14 protein-coding genes are annotated in these 16,598 nt (G+C 38.7%); 7 read left to right on the top strand and 7 right to left on the bottom strand.

Annotated elements, in window-relative coordinates; all coding sequences use genetic code 11:
* Positions 1-6: 6 nt before the first annotated feature.
* The gene (locus tag NMK36_RS21015; protein WP_072718605.1) at positions 7-1,227 is read left to right on the top strand and encodes an amino acid ABC transporter permease; all 1,221 of its coding nucleotides are present in this window, start codon (positions 7-9) and stop codon (positions 1,225-1,227) included.
* Between the two features lie 183 nt (positions 1,228-1,410).
* Here the strand turns inward: NMK36_RS21015 and NMK36_RS21010 are convergent, their stop codons facing one another.
* Positions 1,411-1,992: a class I SAM-dependent methyltransferase gene (locus NMK36_RS21010; protein ID WP_254174539.1), complete on the bottom strand. Its 582-nt coding sequence runs from the start codon at positions 1,990-1,992 to the stop codon at positions 1,411-1,413.
* A gap of 95 nt (positions 1,993-2,087) precedes the next feature.
* Here NMK36_RS21010 and NMK36_RS21005 point away from each other — a divergent pair, with 95 nt between their 5' ends.
* Both NMK36_RS21005 and NMK36_RS21000 read left to right on the top strand, forming a co-directional pair.
* On the top strand, positions 2,088-3,008 hold the full coding sequence (locus tag NMK36_RS21005) for an IS5/IS1182 family transposase (RefSeq protein WP_072717485.1): 921 nt from the start codon (positions 2,088-2,090) through the stop codon (positions 3,006-3,008).
* 630 nt (positions 3,009-3,638) lie between these two features.
* Positions 3,639-4,418, top strand: coding sequence for an amino acid ABC transporter ATP-binding protein (locus NMK36_RS21000; RefSeq protein WP_072718607.1), 780 nt, complete (start codon positions 3,639-3,641; stop codon positions 4,416-4,418).
* Between the two features lie 110 nt (positions 4,419-4,528).
* On the opposite strand, the gene NMK36_RS20995 is transcribed toward NMK36_RS21000, so the two are convergent.
* Positions 4,529-4,873: a hypothetical protein gene (locus NMK36_RS20995; protein WP_254174538.1), complete on the bottom strand. Its 345-nt coding sequence runs from the start codon at positions 4,871-4,873 to the stop codon at positions 4,529-4,531.
* A gap of 94 nt (positions 4,874-4,967) precedes the next feature.
* On the bottom strand, positions 4,968-5,900 hold the full coding sequence (locus NMK36_RS20990) for a calcium-binding protein (RefSeq protein ID WP_072718609.1): 933 nt from the start codon (positions 5,898-5,900) through the stop codon (positions 4,968-4,970).
* Between the two features lie 136 nt (positions 5,901-6,036).
* On the opposite strand from NMK36_RS20990, the gene gor reads away from it, so the two are divergent.
* The 3 genes from gor (at position 6,037) to NMK36_RS20975 (ending at position 10,064) form a co-directional block, all read left to right on the top strand.
* The gene (gene gor, locus NMK36_RS20985; RefSeq protein ID WP_072718610.1) at positions 6,037-7,383 is read left to right on the top strand and encodes a glutathione-disulfide reductase; all 1,347 of its coding nucleotides are present in this window, start codon (positions 6,037-6,039) and stop codon (positions 7,381-7,383) included.
* Between the two features lie 677 nt (positions 7,384-8,060).
* On the top strand, positions 8,061-8,765 hold the full coding sequence (locus NMK36_RS20980) for a pentapeptide repeat-containing protein (protein ID WP_072718611.1): 705 nt from the start codon (positions 8,061-8,063) through the stop codon (positions 8,763-8,765).
* Positions 8,766-8,909: 144 nt separating this feature from the next.
* Entirely contained in the window at positions 8,910-10,064 is a 1,155-nt protein-coding gene (locus tag NMK36_RS20975; RefSeq protein ID WP_072718612.1) for a DNA cytosine methyltransferase, read from the top strand.
* On the opposite strand, the gene NMK36_RS20970 is transcribed toward NMK36_RS20975, so the two are convergent.
* The 3 genes from NMK36_RS20970 to NMK36_RS20960 all read right to left on the bottom strand — a co-directional run bounded on the left by NMK36_RS20970 (position 10,033) and on the right by NMK36_RS20960 (position 13,818).
* Complete coding sequence (locus tag NMK36_RS20970) at positions 10,033-10,599, bottom strand: Uma2 family endonuclease (protein ID WP_072718613.1); 567 nt, start codon at positions 10,597-10,599, stop codon at positions 10,033-10,035. The genes NMK36_RS20975 and NMK36_RS20970 overlap by 32 nt on opposite strands.
* A 79-nt stretch (positions 10,600-10,678) precedes the next feature.
* Positions 10,679-12,073 carry a DUF1800 domain-containing protein gene (locus tag NMK36_RS20965; protein ID WP_072718614.1) on the bottom strand — a complete coding sequence of 465 codons (1,395 nt, stop codon included), beginning with the start codon at positions 12,071-12,073 and terminating at the stop codon, positions 10,679-10,681.
* Positions 12,074-12,153: 80 nt separating this feature from the next.
* A complete protein-coding gene (locus NMK36_RS20960) occupies positions 12,154-13,818 on the bottom strand; it encodes a CHAT domain-containing protein (protein ID WP_254174537.1) in 1,665 nt (554 codons plus the stop codon).
* Between the two features lie 322 nt (positions 13,819-14,140).
* Between NMK36_RS20960 and glgX the strand changes: the two genes are divergently transcribed.
* Positions 14,141-16,210 (top strand): glycogen debranching protein GlgX, encoded by a 2,070-nt coding sequence (gene glgX, locus NMK36_RS20955; RefSeq protein ID WP_072718750.1) that lies wholly within the window; start codon positions 14,141-14,143, stop codon positions 16,208-16,210.
* A 50-nt stretch (positions 16,211-16,260) separates the two neighbouring features.
* Here the strand turns inward: glgX and NMK36_RS20950 are convergent, their stop codons facing one another.
* Positions 16,261-16,536 (bottom strand): glutathione S-transferase C-terminal domain-containing protein, encoded by a 276-nt coding sequence (locus NMK36_RS20950; RefSeq protein ID WP_254174536.1) that lies wholly within the window; start codon positions 16,534-16,536, stop codon positions 16,261-16,263.
* Positions 16,537-16,598: the final 62 nt, after the last annotated feature.

Here is a 16,598-nt window from a genome sequence, read left to right as displayed (position 1 = left end):
TTAACCATGACTTCTGTACCATCAACACCATCATCTCAGCAACCGCCTCAGATCGCCGTATTAAGCGCAAAGGAATGGTTACAAAAGAATCTATTTAATACTTGGTATAATACCCTGATTACCTTGGGAATTAGTGCCTTATTATTGTTCATGTTAACAAGGTTTATTTCATGGGCATTTACCCTGGCTAAATGGAGTGTAATTCCTGCGAATTTGCCTTTGTTTTTTGTGGGAAGATTTCCCGGTGATCAATATTGGCGTTTATGGGTAATGTTAGGGATAATTTCTGTTCTTTCGGGTATTACCTGGGGATTTTTAGCCCGAAATTCAAGACTTTTATTTAGTAAAAATATCTTGGTTATTTTGGGATTTGTTGGAATTCTGGCAGTTATTACTCCAGTTCCCATTATTTTCCGTTTCCTCCTGATAGGAATGCTATTATTATTAGTAGCAGGAGCTTGGGGCGGTAAAATCATAGGAAATACTTACCCAAAGTTAGGCAAGTGGTTGCCTTTTTCGTGGTTTTTATTATTAATAATTTGTATTTGGTTTATTGGAGGTGGGCTCGGATTAAAAGTCGTCCAAACCAACCTGTGGGGAGGGCTGATGTTAACCTTATTGATGTCAATTGTTAGTATTTTACTATCTTTTCCTATTGGTATATTATTAGCATTAGGGCGACAAAGTAGTTTACCGATTATTCGTATCTTATCAACTATTTATATTGAAATTATTCGGGGATTACCCTTAATTACAATTTTATTTATGGGACAAGTTTTACTTCCATTATTCCTCCCCGAAGGCTCACGACCCGACCGCATTTTACGCGCTATTATTGGATTAACAATGTTTAGTTCAGCTTATTTAGCTGAAAACATCCGAGGCGGGTTACAAGCCATTCCCAGAGGTCAAACAGAAGCGGCTAAAGCATTAGGATTAAATACACCCTTAACGGTTAGTTTAATTATCTTACCCCAAGCCTTAAAAGTTTCTATTCCTTCGATTGTGGGACAGTTTATTAGTTTATTCCAAGATACAACGTTATTGTCAATTGTGGGATTAGTGGAATTATTGGGAATGAGTCGATCTATTTTAGCAAATCCCAAGTTTCTCGGACGCTACTTAGAAGTTTACCTATTTATTGGAATTCTTTACTGGGTTTTTTGTTATGCGATGTCTGTTGCAAGTCAAAAATTAGAAAAAGAGTTGAATACGGAGCATCGATAAAGAGAGAGTGGCAAAGAGAAGGGGTACAGAGGAAAATTATTCAAACCCTATACTCACTCTTATTCTTACCAGTCAACGCCTCTCTGTGTTACACCGCATTTAAAAATCAGTTAGTGTGAAGTGATTGTACTAGGTTGCATGATCAACTCTTGTTCCTGTTGGCGCTCACCGAAGATTGTAATATTACAACTTCCAGGATGGGGAAAGCACTTGGCGTATCCAGGTCGTTAGCAGCACTTGAGGAGAAAACAAACTTAAACTTTCGCGAGGCTCAATAGCATTCAATTCCCATAAACCAATGGATTTATCAGAATGTTCTCCTGTATCATCACTGGGATCGCTAATGATACTCAGAGGAGTTCCACAGTTATAGGGTGGTAAACAAAGATTGAGCGGTCGCCAGGAGCCAGCTGCTACATCAATGTTGACCTTCACTTTCGGGTAGGTTGTTGATAAAAGATAAGTAGATCCACTGCGTTGAAATTGCTTTAAGGCTGAACACCCATACAGCAATGGCAAATGTACCATGCAATCGCGACAAATAATTAGATCTACTTTTGGCAAATCGTCTTTCGTAATATCTCCCGGCTTGAACTCAATGGTATCTGTGCTGTATTTTTCTTGATTGTGTTGAATAATATCTGAAACTATATCAATACCCAAGTAGTTGATTTTATCAAGTTGAACACGGCGCATCCAGTTAAAGTCACCGCAGGGAGCATCCAGAATAGATGTAACCTTCAATGCCTTAAATAAATCTGGCAATGCAGATCTAATTGAAGTTGTACAATAGACATCTCCAAAATAGAAAAAAGGAGGGGTAAAAAGATGATAAAATTAAATTTTACCCCGGATTAGAGATGAGTAAATTAAGAGACTATCTGGACAAGAATCCCCAGCAAGCAAAAAGGCTATTAGGGATGGAATATGAACAGATGATAGAACTCATTCAAGCTGCGGAGTTATTAGAAGAAGAAAAACGACAGGAAAAAGAAAAAACTAAAATCAGGTTGATTAAAGCAGGTGGGGGTCGTCGGCAGAAATTATCTGTGGAGGAACAAATCTTACTGACTCTAATTTATCTGCATCAAATGCCGACATTTCAAATGTTAGGGTTACAGTTTGAAGTCAGTGAATCAACAGCGAATGATATTTTCCATAACTGGATAAAAATCTTGAGAGAATTACTACCAGCGAGTTTGCTAGAGCAAGTAAAAAAAAACGAGAGTGATTGGGAGTGGGTAGAAAAAATTCTGGTGGAATTTGAGTTAGTAGTAGATAGCTATGAACAGCCCAGGGAAAGACCAACAGACAATGAAGAGCAGAAAAAATATTACTCAGGAAAGAAAAAGACACATACCTTTAAAAATCAAGTCATTGTCATGCCAAATGGAAAAGAAATAGTGGATGTAGCTGTGGGTTATACCGGAGCAACAAGTGATCTGAAATTGTGGAGAGAAAGAAGCCAGGAATTGGGGAATAATCAAAAATACAGAGGGGATAAAGCTTATGTAGGAGAAACAGCAATTAATACACCGTATAAGAAACCGAGGAATCAAGAGATGTCGGCGGAAAAGCGAGAAGAAAATCGGTTAAAAGCCCAACAAAGGATTGTAGTTGAACATTTAATAAGACTGATAAAAATTTATCGAGTTGCTTCAGAAAGATTTCGGTTAAAGAGGCAAAATTATGAAGCAGTAATCTTGACAGTATGTGGATTAATAAGATGGCGAATAGGAGCGATTGTATTACCATCTAAGAATTGCCCAGAATTCTTTTGAGAAATAATTGTATATCAGAGATAAAATTCATTAGTTATTATTAATGTGACTGAAAAAGCCTATGAATCCGTTACTTTTGGAGAAGCCGGCACAGGAGTGCTAGAGATTCCAAAAGTAGCGATAGAGGGCATTTGGAGATTTTCGGAGATGTCTAATCTATTTCAGATCCTCTGCCAGACTTTGATTCTGAACTTTGCCATAAATTGGATTGGCTGATATAAGTAAAAATTTGTTTCATTTGCTTGCAACGGTTATTGAATAATTAAGCGACGATTTGTTAGCCTAAGTGCTTGGCTGGTTTGCTCACCAGAAAAACGTGGGAAGGCTGAAAGCCTCGTCTCTTTAGAGTGAGTAGGGAATGTAATTTGTTAAATTATTATCTTATCAGGAATTATTAGTTTCTATTCAATTAATTTCCCTAACGAGTAGGGAATATCAGAACTTACTTTGCTGTTTCCCTTTATGTTAGATTTAGACCCGAACTGGATTTAAAATTATCTCCATCTTCCTTCCCTGGGATTTGATATGAGACTTAGACTCCTAAAAACTGTCCCCAGGATGGGAAGGCTATAGAGAGCGTACAATAGATGACAAACTTAATTGCCTGACCACTAACCCCAAATTAAAGCCATGACACAAACACAACCCACTACCAACTCAGTTCAAGCGACAGCAGAAGATTATGCCATTCTGGCGACCGATGTGCATAAGTGGTATAGCAATAATTTCCATGTTCTCAGGGGAGTTAGCCTTTCCGTCAGACGGGGGGAAGTTGTGGTGATTATGGGGCCATCGGGTTCGGGAAAATCGACTTTTATTCGCACTTTTAATGCGTTAGAAGAATTTCAACAGGGTAGTATTGTTATTGATGGAATTAATTTATCCCATGATTTGAAAAATATTGAAGAAATTCGTAAAGAAGTGGGAATGGTATTTCAACAGTTTAATTTATTTCCCCATTTAAGTATTTTACAAAATGTGACGTTAGCTCCCATCTGGGTACGGCGTTGGCCACAAGCAAAAGCGGAAGCAGTGGCATTACAATTATTAGAACGGGTGGGAATTTTAGAACAAGCCAAAAAATATCCCGGTCAATTATCTGGGGGTCAACAACAACGAGTTGCGATCGCTAGAGCATTAGCAATGCAACCTAAAATTATGTTATTTGATGAACCTACTTCTGCTTTAGACCCGGAAATGGTACGAGAAGTTTTAGACGTGATGCGAACCTTAGCTGACTCCGGGATGACGATGGTTTGTGTCACCCATGAAGTCGGATTTGCAAGAGAAGTAGCGGATCGAATTGTATTAATGGCCGATGGAATATTAGTAGAAGAAGGAACCCCAGAAGAATTTTTTAATAATCCTCAAGAAGAACGGACTCAAAAATTTCTGTCTCAAATTCTTTAAATGTAGGGAACAGGGAACACTTCGACAGGCTCAGTGCTTCGCAGGGAACAGGGAACAGTTTAATTAGGAATAGGAAATGAGTTTGCTGTTCCCTGTTCAAGTTCAATGAACTATTGATTGGGTTGGGTATAGTTAGCCAGACAACTTGTAATAGCACCCTGAATCGCTGAATCTTGCATAATTTGTTCTTCTGTTAAAACTGCTAAAGACTTCAATTTTTCATCGGGAAGCTGGAGCAAATTTGTCAGGGTACAACGACAATACTGTTCACCTTTTGTCGGATCAAGACCCGATTGATTAATTCCTTGCAAACAGCCTTTCATGTATTCGCTACTAAAGGCTTGTGCTTCCTCATTCGTTAACGATAACGCTGGATAAGCAGGAATGAAAAAACCAGCACCTAGCACTAACACAATTAGAGGCTGGAAACAACGTAAATAAAAAGAACTCAACATTGAGATGAATAATTTTAGAGGTGGATTAGACAATCGCTTTCAATTTTAGAAGTTTTTGCTGGAATTAGTGGAAACCAGAATTTGAAATCGTTATTTATCCTTGTCCGAGAATATTATTGTCAACGGAGACAAACTGAAGTTGTGTAGGTGCAACCCCTTTAACTAACCCTAAAATATTTCCCGTATTGGCTATTGTAATCACCGTTACAGATGCCGTCTCAATTTGAAAATCCAGGGTTCTGATGTCACCCGGAGGGAAGGGGCCACTACTCTGATAATCTCGCAGATCTCCATAGGTTAGCGTTTGTTGGGTTAAGACAATATCATTAACCGTTAACCCTGCGGTTAACCCAATTACATCGCCTTGGGCTGCATTGTAATCGAGAATAAAGTCAGAAGTAATCGTGTCCAGATTTTCAATCCCACTGCAACCACAGTCTTCAGCCGGGGAAGTTGCGGTCTCTTTTCGTAAAACAAATACATCTTTTCCGTCACCTCCCCAGAGACGGTCAACCCCCAGATCACCCACTAGGGTATCATTTCCCGCTTCTCCAACTAACGCATCGTTTCCTTGACCGCCTCGCAGAAAATCATTCCCTTCATTTCCATAGAGATAATCATCGCCTAAATTACCGTTAAGCCAATCATTACCCGCACCGCCATACAGGATATCAAAATCCTGACCTCCCCGCAGGGTATCATCTCCCCCTTGGCCATCGAGGGTATCTTGACCTTGATTTCCGACTATGCGTTCTGAGTCGATAGACCCTCGAACAGAATCATTTCCACCCAAAGCAGCTAAACCGTTAGGATATTTGGAGATAGCGACAGGATTAACCCCTAAGACCCCCGGTGCAATTTCAACACTATCGTCATTTTCCGTTAATAAAAATAATCCCGATAGTAGATCAGATGGGGTTAGGGGTTGGGAAATTACCGTCATATTACTCGATTGTCCTGTAGTTGTATGATCCTCTCCTGCGTGTCTGGGTTGGGGGAGATTAACAGATTGTGATATCGGTTCCATAAAATTGTTGTACCTTAGAGAATTAATATCTATAGAATTCCCAACAATCCAAAGAGTTCCAACAGAGGATTAAAATAAAGTTTAAAATTAATTCAATGGATTAACATTGAAGTTGTAATAAAGAGGCTATTGAATCATGAGTTATGATTATGATTTGTTTGTGATTGGTGCAGGTTCGGGTGGATTAGCCTCTTCAAAACGGGCAGCATCTTATGGGGCAAAAGTTGCGATCGCAGAACATGATTTAGTCGGTGGGACTTGTGTAATTCGCGGTTGTGTGCCTAAAAAATTGATGGTTTATGCGTCTCAATTTTCCGATATGTATCAATATGCTCAAGGTTATGGATGGGGAGAAGTTGAACCCACATTTAATTGGAATAAATTAATTACGGCTGTTGATACAGAAGTTAAACGCTTAAGTCAACTGCATATTAGTTTTTTGGAAAAAGCTGGAGTTGAATTAATTTCTGGCTATGCTAAATTTATTGATGCTCATACCGTAGAAGTGGGCGAGAAAACAATTACAGCCGATAAAATTTTAATTGCTGTAGGTGGAGAAGCTGTTAAACCCAATCTTCCCGGAATTGAACATAGTATTACCTCCCGTGAAATGTTTTTACTTCCTGAACAGCCGAAACGGTTTGCAGTTTGGGGAGGGGGTTATATTGGAGTAGAATTTGCTAATATTCTCAAAGGATTAGGTAGTGAAGTTACCCAAATTATTCGCCGAGATTTAATTTTACATGGCTTTGATGAAGATATTCGCAGCAATATTCAAGCGGGAATGGCAAATCATGGGATTAATTTTATAACCCAAAAATTTATTGAAAAAATTGAAAAAAATGAAGAGGAATTAAAGGTATTTTTGAATGGAGATGACACAGAACCCTTAACGGTTGATGCGCTGCTTTGCGCTACAGGTCGTAAACCGAATTTAGCGGGATTAATGTTAGAAAATGCTGGAGTTGAAGTGAATGGAAAAGGAGCTATTCAAGTCAGTCTTGATAGTCGCACAAATCAGCCTAATATTTTTGCGGTGGGAGATTGTACCGACCGGATGAATTTAACCCCCGTTGCGATCGCAGAAGGACGAGCGTTTGCGGATACAGAATTCGGTCATCAACCTCGATTTATTACCCATGAAAATATTGCCACGGCTGTATTTTCTAACCCAGAAGGAGCAACGGTTGGATTAACAGAAACCCAAGCACGAGAAAAATTTGGTGATAATATTAAATGTTATACCGCTCGGTTTCGCCCGATGTTTCATAGTTTCACAGGCTCAGAAGAAAAGGTCTTCATTAAATTAATTGTTGAAATCAATACGGATCTGGTTTTAGGCGCTCACATGGTGGGAAAAGATGCCGCAGAACTCATTCAAGGAATTGCGATCGCTGTTAGTATGGGAGCAACTAAAAAAGACTTTGATAACACAATGGGAATTCACCCCACCAGTGGCGAAGAATTTGTAACACTTAGATAATCAGTTATCAAGTATCCGCATCATCAGTTATCAGTTATCAGTTGTTCAGTCTCTAAATGCTCGATTTTAAAATTGTGACATCGTTGATATTACTAGAGTGCGTGACTAGGAATTAACGTGCTCTTCTTTTTTTAGATATATCGTAAGTTTTGTTAAATATTCCTAATGGGTGAAGCATTCAGCCGTTGAATCGGCTTATAATAGGAATCAGATAACTATCAGGTGTAGGTTTTGGGTGGCAGCTATTGGAGGTTGACACTCCCTAGCCTGAAGGCGTAGGGATTCTTGGTTCAACGAAACCACTTAATCAAAGTACCTTGCAGTGCTTTAATTAGAGGTGGGATTCTCCCCAAGCGTAAATTCGGGTATGCCCTACCCTATTCGCAGTTACGCGAGTTCTTTTTTCTTACTTGAAACTAATCGTTTCAAAAACTGTTCGTCTAGCTCCCATGAATCTTTTACCCACTGCTGGGACAAACTAGAACTGTGCAGTAGAACCGCCTAGATTCAATTGTCAAGGTGAGCGTGTTTTGCTGTTAAGCAACTAGGTTTTTAGACAGGTTTTTTACCTTTCCTGCTATGGGAAATAGTAGCACGATCAGATGTCAATAGACAACCCACCAATATAAAGCCTAACTAGAAGTTAGGGGTTTTAAACCCATTCTCTTGATAAAGTTATGAAAATCCTATCCACAGCAATGTTTGGAACCGCCACAGTGCTTCTACTCGGTTTTGGAGTCACGACTCCAGCCTATTCTCAGAACCCTAATGATCTTAAACAATTATTAGAAACCCGGTTTTGTCAAGGGTGTGATTTGAGAGGAGCTAATTTAAGCGGTGCTCATTTGATTGGTGTAGATTTACGAGATGCTAATCTCGCAGGTGCAAATTTAGCCAATGCGAATTTAGAAGGTGCAGATTTAAAAGGTGCAAATCTCAAGGAAGCGAATTTAAAAGGTGCATTCTTAAATCAAGTTGAATTTAATGATGCTAACCTTAGTGGGGCTAATTTAACCCATGCAAATTTAGTTCAAGCTCAATTAAATGGTGCAAATCTATTAAATGCTGATTTAACCGGATCTGAATTTGCAATTCCTACCCTACAAAGTGCTGAACTTCCTAGAGGTTTCGCCGATGATTTAGGAACACCTGAAATGAGTGCAGGGAATAATTCTCGGTTAACTTTCCCTGTAGGGGGGCCAGAATTAGATGAACCATTTGAATATAGCCAAGAATATCTGGATCAAACGGTTAATCCCACTTTAAACCCATCACAACCAATTGATTCTGATCCTTTTTTACGCCAAACAACTACCTTTAATGATGGTATGAGAGGAGATGTGAATCCATCAGGAGCAGGTGTGTTAAAACTTGATTTTTAGCTTTCATCTATGAGCAGTATTTCTGTTCTCGTTAAACCCAAATTACTCATATCAGGGAAGAGAATTTAATCATTTTCTTCCCTGTTTTAGCTTCAGTCTTATATTATAATGAATCTGAGTACGGTATAAATTAACAGCAGACGGATGAAGAATTTTATCGATTTATTTTCTGGCGCAGGGGGAATGTCCTGTGGATTAGAAATGGTAGGAATGAACTGTTTATTAGGAATTGATTTTGATAAATCTTCTTTAGATACCTTTCAAGCTAATCATCCTACTTCTCAAACAATTTTAGGAGATTTGCGGGAAATTACAGTTGAATTAATTCAAGAAAAAATAGGTGATCAAACAGTAGATTTAATTTGCGGTGGGCCGCCTTGTCAGGGATTTTCAACCATTGGGACTAATGATAAACAAGATCATCGCAATTTTCTATTTTTTGAATTTTTGCGGATGGTCAAAGCGTTTAAACCTAATTTTATTATTTTAGAAAACGTTACAGGTTTATTAGCAAAACGCAATGAAAGTACATTAGCATTGATGATTAGCAGTTTTAACCAATTGGGTTATACTGTAGATGTTAAGGTATTATCAGCCCATCATTATGGTGTTCCTCAAGCCAGACGACGAACAATTTTATTAGGAAATCGTTTCGGAGTTAATAACATTTATCCTGAAAAAAAATTTAAAGATTCCGAAAAAGATCCTGATTCTTTACCCTTACCTCGAACTGTTGAATGGGCTTTTAATACCTTATTAGAGTTTGAAGATCAAACCTTTAACCATGATTTGAAAACGGCTCAAATTAAAAATGAATTAGAGCAAAAAAGAATTCATTATATCCCAGAAGGTAAAGGAATTCGTTATGAACGAGATCAGTTAGCCTATCTTCCTCCTTCATTATGGTATGATATAGATTGGAAAAATATTCGAGAAGAACGGTTTAGAGAAACAAAATTAAAGCGTTTAGATCGTTACTCCCATTCGGGTACAATTAATACGAGTAAAACGACTTATTATCATCCCACAGAAGATCGTTATCTGACTCCTAGAGAAGCAGCAGCTATCCAATCTTTCCCACCTAATTATATTTTTTATGGGACATTATCTCAACAATGGCGACAAATTGGGAATGCAGTCCCTCCGTTATTAGCTGCATCCATTGGAACGGGAATTTTAAAGTTAGATAACTTGAAAAATAATTTAGAAAAATCTTATTCTTTACCGGATTTTAAAACGGTTCGTTCTGATGCGTTTAATTATAGATTTAAGGAAACAAAAACCGAACAACAGCACTAAATTCGGGTAATAACGGTGATGTAATTGCGTCTGTTTCTAATAAAGTTGCAACTTGAACTAATTGTGCTTGTTCTCGACGATAAATTTCCACTTGTTTAGTGAAATAATTAACAATCCAATATTCTTGAACTCCTGTAATAGAATAAAGTTTTAATTTAGCTTGTTTATCTCGGCGTTCATTTTGTTTTCCGGGGGATAAAACCTCAACGACTAATTCAGGTGCACCTGTTAAATGTCCGGCTTCATCTTCAATTTGTTCAAGTCGTTCATGACTAACCCAAACGACATCAGGAATAACGCTATCAAATTCGGAAAAAATTAAACCCGGAGCAAAAATTGTTACACCTAAATTATTCGACTCCGACCAAGTATCAAGTAATGTAGAAATCTTAACGCAAGCCTGTTGATGGCGACGATGGGGAGAGCGAGTCATAAACAGTTCTCCATCGAGAATTTCATAACGTATCCAGTCATTTTCCGGTAGTCCCTCAACATCGTAAATTGTCCAACGTACTTGTTCAATAGTTTGGCTCATCATGACCCCCTTTTTGGGTTTGATAATTGTAATTATAGTAAAAAATTGTGCGTGTGTTAACACTTACGCAACCTACAGGTTAATACATCATAAATTCGGGACTTCCTAAAATTAATGCACCTCTTAAATTCGGGTCAGTTTTTTCTAAAACAGAACGAGTTTGAGGTGAGAAATTATTCTCTAATGTGGAGGCTAAAAATTCTGCATCAATGGGTTTTCCATCGTGTAATAATCCTCTGGATAAAGGAACGGATAAACTACTCCGACGCACCATTGCATCAGGATTTAACCAAGCAGATTGAATGTTTTTATAGCCATCAGGAGACGGACAACCATATAAAGGCATTCCTAATTGATTGAGGATACCATCTAAGGGTTCAAAATTGGTGACAGTTCCAACTACTCGCATAATAGAAACAATATATCGATAAGGAGTTTTAAATTTAGTCTGATAAATATTAGGCTTCCAAAATTCATCACTTTTAAATAAAGTTTGCAGAACAGTTGCAATATTACCCTCACTGTCTAAAAAGGTTTTAGCAAGAAGTTTAACTAAAGACTCAGGAGGATTATCACTGACAAAATTTTGAGCTAATTTATAACTAATATGTTGAGCCGTAGAAGGATGTTGTGCTAGAATATTCAGGGCTTCTTCCCCTTCATTAATACCACTTCCTTTAATCGAATATCCTAAAAACACTTTATTAGTAAAATCATGACGAGCTTCTTCAAAATAAAATCCGGCTTTGGTTGAAGTTTTTTCAATGGGTTGGAAGAGTCCCCAGCCTGTTAAAATCTTCGCTAACGCAATAATATCGTTTTGAGTGTAACCTCCATTAACTCCTAATGTATGTAACTCTAATAATTCACGAGCATAATTTTCATTTAAACCTTGAAATTGCCCCTTTGCACCCGGACTTCCTGGTGCAGTATTTCGCCAATTATCTAAATAAACTAACATCGCGGGATGTTTAGCAGTAGCTCCTAATAATTGTCTAAATTTCCCTAAAGCATAAGGTCGAATAGCGTGTTGTTCATAAGAACTAAAAAACTGTCGGGTAAAGTTATCTTTTGCTGCAAATACATTAAAATGGTTATACCAAAACTCAACCATCACTTCTTCCAATTGACGCGGACTTGCAAAGGCTCTTAACAAACGTCCGCGTTTTGCTTGCTGCATAATTTTTTGATTAAAACTTTGCTTAATTTTATCCATCGATTTGTTATCTAAACCTAGAGTTTTGGCTTGTTCTACGGTTTGCTTTTCTGCTAAAATTACCTCGCCGGGTTGCCAAACTAATGTATTTAAAGGGTTCAATCTATCGTTTAAATCGGCTGGATAGGAAATTGTTTGGGATTGAAGTTGAGTCTTAATATAAGTTTCAATCCCCATCTGTTGTATCTGTTGAAGTTGTCCAGGGGTAATTCCAAAACTGACGCGGTTTATTAAATGAAAAAGTTTAGGATCGCTCATAATAGTTAATCATTATTTAAACGAGATCTTGAAACCAACCCTGATTAATTCGTAATTCGTAATTCGTAATTCGTAATTCTCTATTGCTGATATTGAGCTTCAATAATAAACTCTAACATTTGACCTTGAGAACTGCCAAATTTTAACTGCATTCCTGATATTAATGGAATTTCTTGATGATGAATTCGTTGCCATTGTTGAGCATTAAAAACTAACGTTCCATAACGGGAAAAATCCCTTAAAAAATAATTCGGTTGTGTTTTCCCATCCGAGCTATGACGACAAAAAATTTCAGCGTGCTTGGAAGAAACCCATTGTTCAGAAACAATCACATCATTTCCTTCTCCTCGTCCCACCCGGACTAACCCCGTATCAACGGGCCAAGCTTGTACCGGGGTATTTCCCACTGAACTCATTAACCGTAACCATGCTCTAGGAATATCCCCAAACCCTGTTACCGCCGTATTTGGCATTTCTGTCTTAATTTGTTCTAACGGCTGCACTAACACCCCGTCAAATTCCGGGTGCATATACAATATCGGTAACGTCCAGGCGGGTTGATTGAATTTATATAAAGCTAACAACTGCTGACGGGCTACCGCAACAGCTTGATCTACCGGAAGCCGTTCTCCTAAAGCTCTCGCAAAAGCCTGAATAAAGCTTAACGCCTCTGCGTCAGTAATAGAGTCCCGCATTCCCAACACTGCCGGAACTCCATGATGGATTAAAACCTTTGCTAAACTACTACTAGGAATTGCTTGAAATAGAGAATTAGAAGCGGTTGAGACGGCTTCCACCGCAGGTTGAGCACTCCAACAGGTATTAAACACCGCTAAAACAATGCCACATCGGACTAAGACCTGGGCGAGTTCGGTGCCATTAACGGTGGTATCAGGACGTAAAAATAATAACCCCCCATCGGGGGCAGGAACGCCATGTCCGGCATAAAATAAAACGTTATAGCGATCGGTTTCTAACTCGGCAATTAAGTGTTCAACAGTAGGTTGAATTAAGGTTTTGATTCCACAGGAAACCTGGGTATCGATTTGATTTCCTGGAGGAGCAAGACTACACTGTTCAAAGGCTTTGCTTAATGCGATCGCTTCTTCTTCTAATTTTAGTTTTAACAGGTAAGATGCCTGTTCCACAACACCAGTGTCAATTTGATTTTCTCCTAAGATTAATAAAATATTTAACCCTTGGGCTGCTACCCGTTGAGGCAGAGGGTTAACATCAAAGGTGGTGCGACTAAACCACAGATTTTGACTCAGGGAAATGGCAGGTTGACCGGCTTGGGGTTGCATCGTTTCCCAAGGAATGGGAATTAAATCAGCATCTCTTAAATCTAAACGGATTCGTAACGGTTGATCCTGTCCAATGGCAATGCCTTGACTTCGATGTAAACTGGCTTGAATTGACCCTTGAAATAACCATTGCCAGAGATTAATTCCTAATTGTTGCATTAAACGGGTGCTATAACTCAATTGTCGCCCTGAGTCAGAGGTGGCAATTAAGGCTAAATTCCTGGTTGGTGGAGAACACAGACGATTGGGAATACTATGGGGTGAGAACAGTTCTAGCCAAGCTTGCCATGTTTGGGAAAGGGGGTCTGGCCAGCTACTATCATGGTGAACATATCCATTCCAATCAGGAGATTGTACCACCCAAGTTGCAAAATGGTTAGCAACGGAGGTACTCATCCGGGCGATGGCAATACTTAAGCAAGGAGTTTCTGACGGCAACATTCAACTTATAGCAAGGAATAGGGAACCCGGAAAAACCATTGATCCTTTAGGTTTTATCATCAATTCATGTTCTAACAGTTCTAGGGACTGGTATATCACGCAGTTTTGTTGCTATAAACAGGGATTTTCTGCTAGTTTATCCTGTTTTTAGCACTTGCGATCAGTTGTCTAAGCAATGTACCCCAATTAACGGTAATCTAAGTTAACGTTACAACTTAGAAAGCAAAATTTCTGTTCCACAGAGAATTATTCTACAAGAAATGGGGTACAACAATTGAACTTAGCCATTGACAATACCGAAAACCAGCAAGGAGTTAAAGGCATGAATTTTGATGTCTTATCCGGTCAAAGTTTCCCCTTGGGGGCTACCGTTTATCCCAAGGGGGTGAATTTTTGCGTTTTTTCTAAAAATTGTCTTGCTATAGAATTATTATTGTTTGATAGCCCGGATGCGGCTGAACCCACTCATATTATTCCCTTTGATCCCAAACGAAATAAAACCTTTTATTATTGGCATATTTTTGTTTCGGGAATTAAACCCGGACAAATTTATGGCTATCGAGTTTATGGCTTATTTGAACCGGAATTAGGATATCGATTTGATCCCGACAAACTGTTATTAGATCCCTACGCTACAGCCATTGTTAATACAGAAAATTATAGTCGAGTTGCTGCTTCGGTTCCTGGGAATAATTTCGCCCAAGCTTTAAAAGGCGTTGTGGTTGATAATAGCACCTATGATTGGGAAGGAGATAAACCTTTAGAATTACCTTACTCTCAAACGATTATTTATGAACTTCATGTCGGTGGTTTTACCCGCAATCCTAATTCAGGAATTTCTCCTGAAAAACGGGGAACTTATGGTGGATTAATTGAAAAAATACCTTATTTAAAAGATTTAGGAATTACAGCCGTTGAATTATTACCGATTCATCAATTTGATGAACAGGATGCAGTTCCTCCTCGTAATAATTATTGGGGATATAGTACCATTTCATTTTTTGCCCCCCATCGCCAATATAGTTCTCGTCGGGATGCCTTTGGCCCCTTAGATGAATTTCGAGACATGGTGAAAGCACTGCATCAAGCGGGAATTGAAGTTATTTTAGATGTCGTTTATAACCATACGGCTGAGGGAAATGAAGACGGGCCGACGTTATCCTTTCGAGGATTAGATAACAGTATGTATTATATTTTAGAAAAAGAGAATCCTGCTTTTTATAGTAATTATAGTGGCTGTGGCAATACGATTAAAGCCAATCATGAAATTTCAGGACGATTAATTATTGATAGTCTGCGATATTGGGTTTCAGAAATGCACGTCGATGGATTTCGCTTTGATTTAGCTTCGATTTTATCACGAGATAAAGAAGGAAATCCCATTGATGATGCTCCGATTTTATGGATTATTAAATCTGACCCCGTATTAGCCGGAGCTAAATTAATTGTTGAAGCTTGGGATGCAGGGGGATTATATCAAGTTGGGTCTTTAGCAGGCGATCGCTTTGGAGAATGGAATGGACAATTTAGAGATGATGTCCGCCGTTTTGTTAAAGGAGATGAAGAACAAGTTGAAAAGTTAGCCTATCGGATTATGGGGAGTCCCGATATTTATCCCCATCCTGATCGAGAAGTGCATTGTAGCGTTAATTTTGTCACCTGTCATGATGGCTTTACTTTAAATGATTTAGTGTGTTATAATGAAAAACATAATGAAGCTAATGGCGAAAAAAATAAAGACGGTTCCGACTGTAATTTTAGCTGGAATTGTGGGGTTGAGGGGCCAACCGATGACTTATATATTCAAGCGTTACGCCTACAACAAATTAAAAACCTTTGGGTGATCTTATTACTTTCTCAAGGAACCCCAATGTTATTAATGGGGGATGAAGTTTGCCGCACCCAATTCGGAAATAATAACGCCTACTGTCAAGATAATGAATTAGGATGGTTTGATTGGAGTGATGTGGGCAAACATCCTGATGTTTTGCGGTTTGTAAAGAGTTTAATCCGCTTTAAAAAAGAACTTCATCTTTTTCAATTAGATGATGTTTTAGAAGTGGATATTGAGAGCGATTTGCCTCATATTATGTGGCATGGGGTTCGCATCGGGAAACCGGATTTAAACGAAAACTCTCGCAGTATTGCTTGTAGTTTATATCATCCCGAAAAAGGCGAACATCTACATATTATGTTAAATGCCTATTGGGAACCCTTAAAATTTCAAATTCCTCCTCTGTCTAAAAATGAACGTTGGCATCGTCTCGTTGACACCGCTTTAGTCGTTCCCAACGATATTAGTAGTTTAAATGCGGCGTCTCCCATTTCGGGAAAATACTATCATGTTAGTCCTCGTTCTGCCGTTGTTTTAATGGCTCAATCGTTGATATGAAGTATCCCACGCTGATCACGTCAAACGTGGGATACTGGTTACAGAAGAAACTAAAGTCCTGGGGGGAAAGGTTCTTGGCAAAGACTGTGAATTTCCTTGATCCGTTCAAATAGCCAAGGGTAATCCTCTCGATACTCTGGGATCAAGGCTAAGGGGCTCAGAAGTGCCGCAGCCGTTATATCAGCGATACTGATTTGATCCCCGACTAAATAAGGCTGATGTTTCCAAACAGCTAAGACTTCAAAGGCTCTTTGTAAGCGGGTTTTAGCCAGTTCAACCGTAGCTGAATTAATCTGATATTGCCAACGGACAACTTGAATGACCAATTGACTCGATAGGGAGGGATCAATAACTTTCCCGTCCCCAGAACGAAACTGTTAGAGTCGAT

Origin of the sequence: Planktothrix pseudagardhii (assembly GCF_904830925.1) — a bacterium.
GTDB classification, from domain to species: Bacteria; Cyanobacteriota; Cyanobacteriia; order Cyanobacteriales; family Microcoleaceae; genus Planktothrix; species Planktothrix tepida.
Note: the sequence above shows the minus strand (reverse complement) of the source record. Positions and strands in the feature narration are given on the sequence as shown.

What these genes read in the sequence shown, in the direction of transcription:
- NMK36_RS21015 (WP_072718605.1), top strand. Translation starts at nt 7, where the DNA reads ATGACTTCTGTACCATCAACACCATCATCTCAGCAACCGCCTCAGATC.
- NMK36_RS21005 (WP_072717485.1), top strand. Translation starts at nt 2,088, where the DNA reads ATGAGTAAATTAAGAGACTATCTGGACAAGAATCCCCAGCAAGCAAAA.
- NMK36_RS21000 (WP_072718607.1), top strand. Translation starts at nt 3,639, where the DNA reads ATGACACAAACACAACCCACTACCAACTCAGTTCAAGCGACAGCAGAA.
- NMK36_RS20995 (WP_254174538.1), bottom strand. Translation starts at nt 4,873, where the DNA reads ATGTTGAGTTCTTTTTATTTACGTTGTTTCCAGCCTCTAATTGTGTTA.
- NMK36_RS20990 (WP_072718609.1), bottom strand. Translation starts at nt 5,900, where the DNA reads ATGGAACCGATATCACAATCTGTTAATCTCCCCCAACCCAGACACGCA.
- gor (WP_072718610.1), top strand. Translation starts at nt 6,037, where the DNA reads ATGAGTTATGATTATGATTTGTTTGTGATTGGTGCAGGTTCGGGTGGA.
- NMK36_RS20980 (WP_072718611.1), top strand. Translation starts at nt 8,061, where the DNA reads ATGAAAATCCTATCCACAGCAATGTTTGGAACCGCCACAGTGCTTCTA.
- NMK36_RS20975 (WP_072718612.1), top strand. Translation starts at nt 8,910, where the DNA reads ATGAAGAATTTTATCGATTTATTTTCTGGCGCAGGGGGAATGTCCTGT.
- NMK36_RS20970 (WP_072718613.1), bottom strand. Translation starts at nt 10,599, where the DNA reads ATGAGCCAAACTATTGAACAAGTACGTTGGACAATTTACGATGTTGAG.
- NMK36_RS20965 (WP_072718614.1), bottom strand. Translation starts at nt 12,073, where the DNA reads ATGAGCGATCCTAAACTTTTTCATTTAATAAACCGCGTCAGTTTTGGA.
- NMK36_RS20960 (WP_254174537.1), bottom strand. Translation starts at nt 13,818, where the DNA reads ATGTTGCCGTCAGAAACTCCTTGCTTAAGTATTGCCATCGCCCGGATG.
- glgX (WP_072718750.1), top strand. Translation starts at nt 14,141, where the DNA reads ATGAATTTTGATGTCTTATCCGGTCAAAGTTTCCCCTTGGGGGCTACC.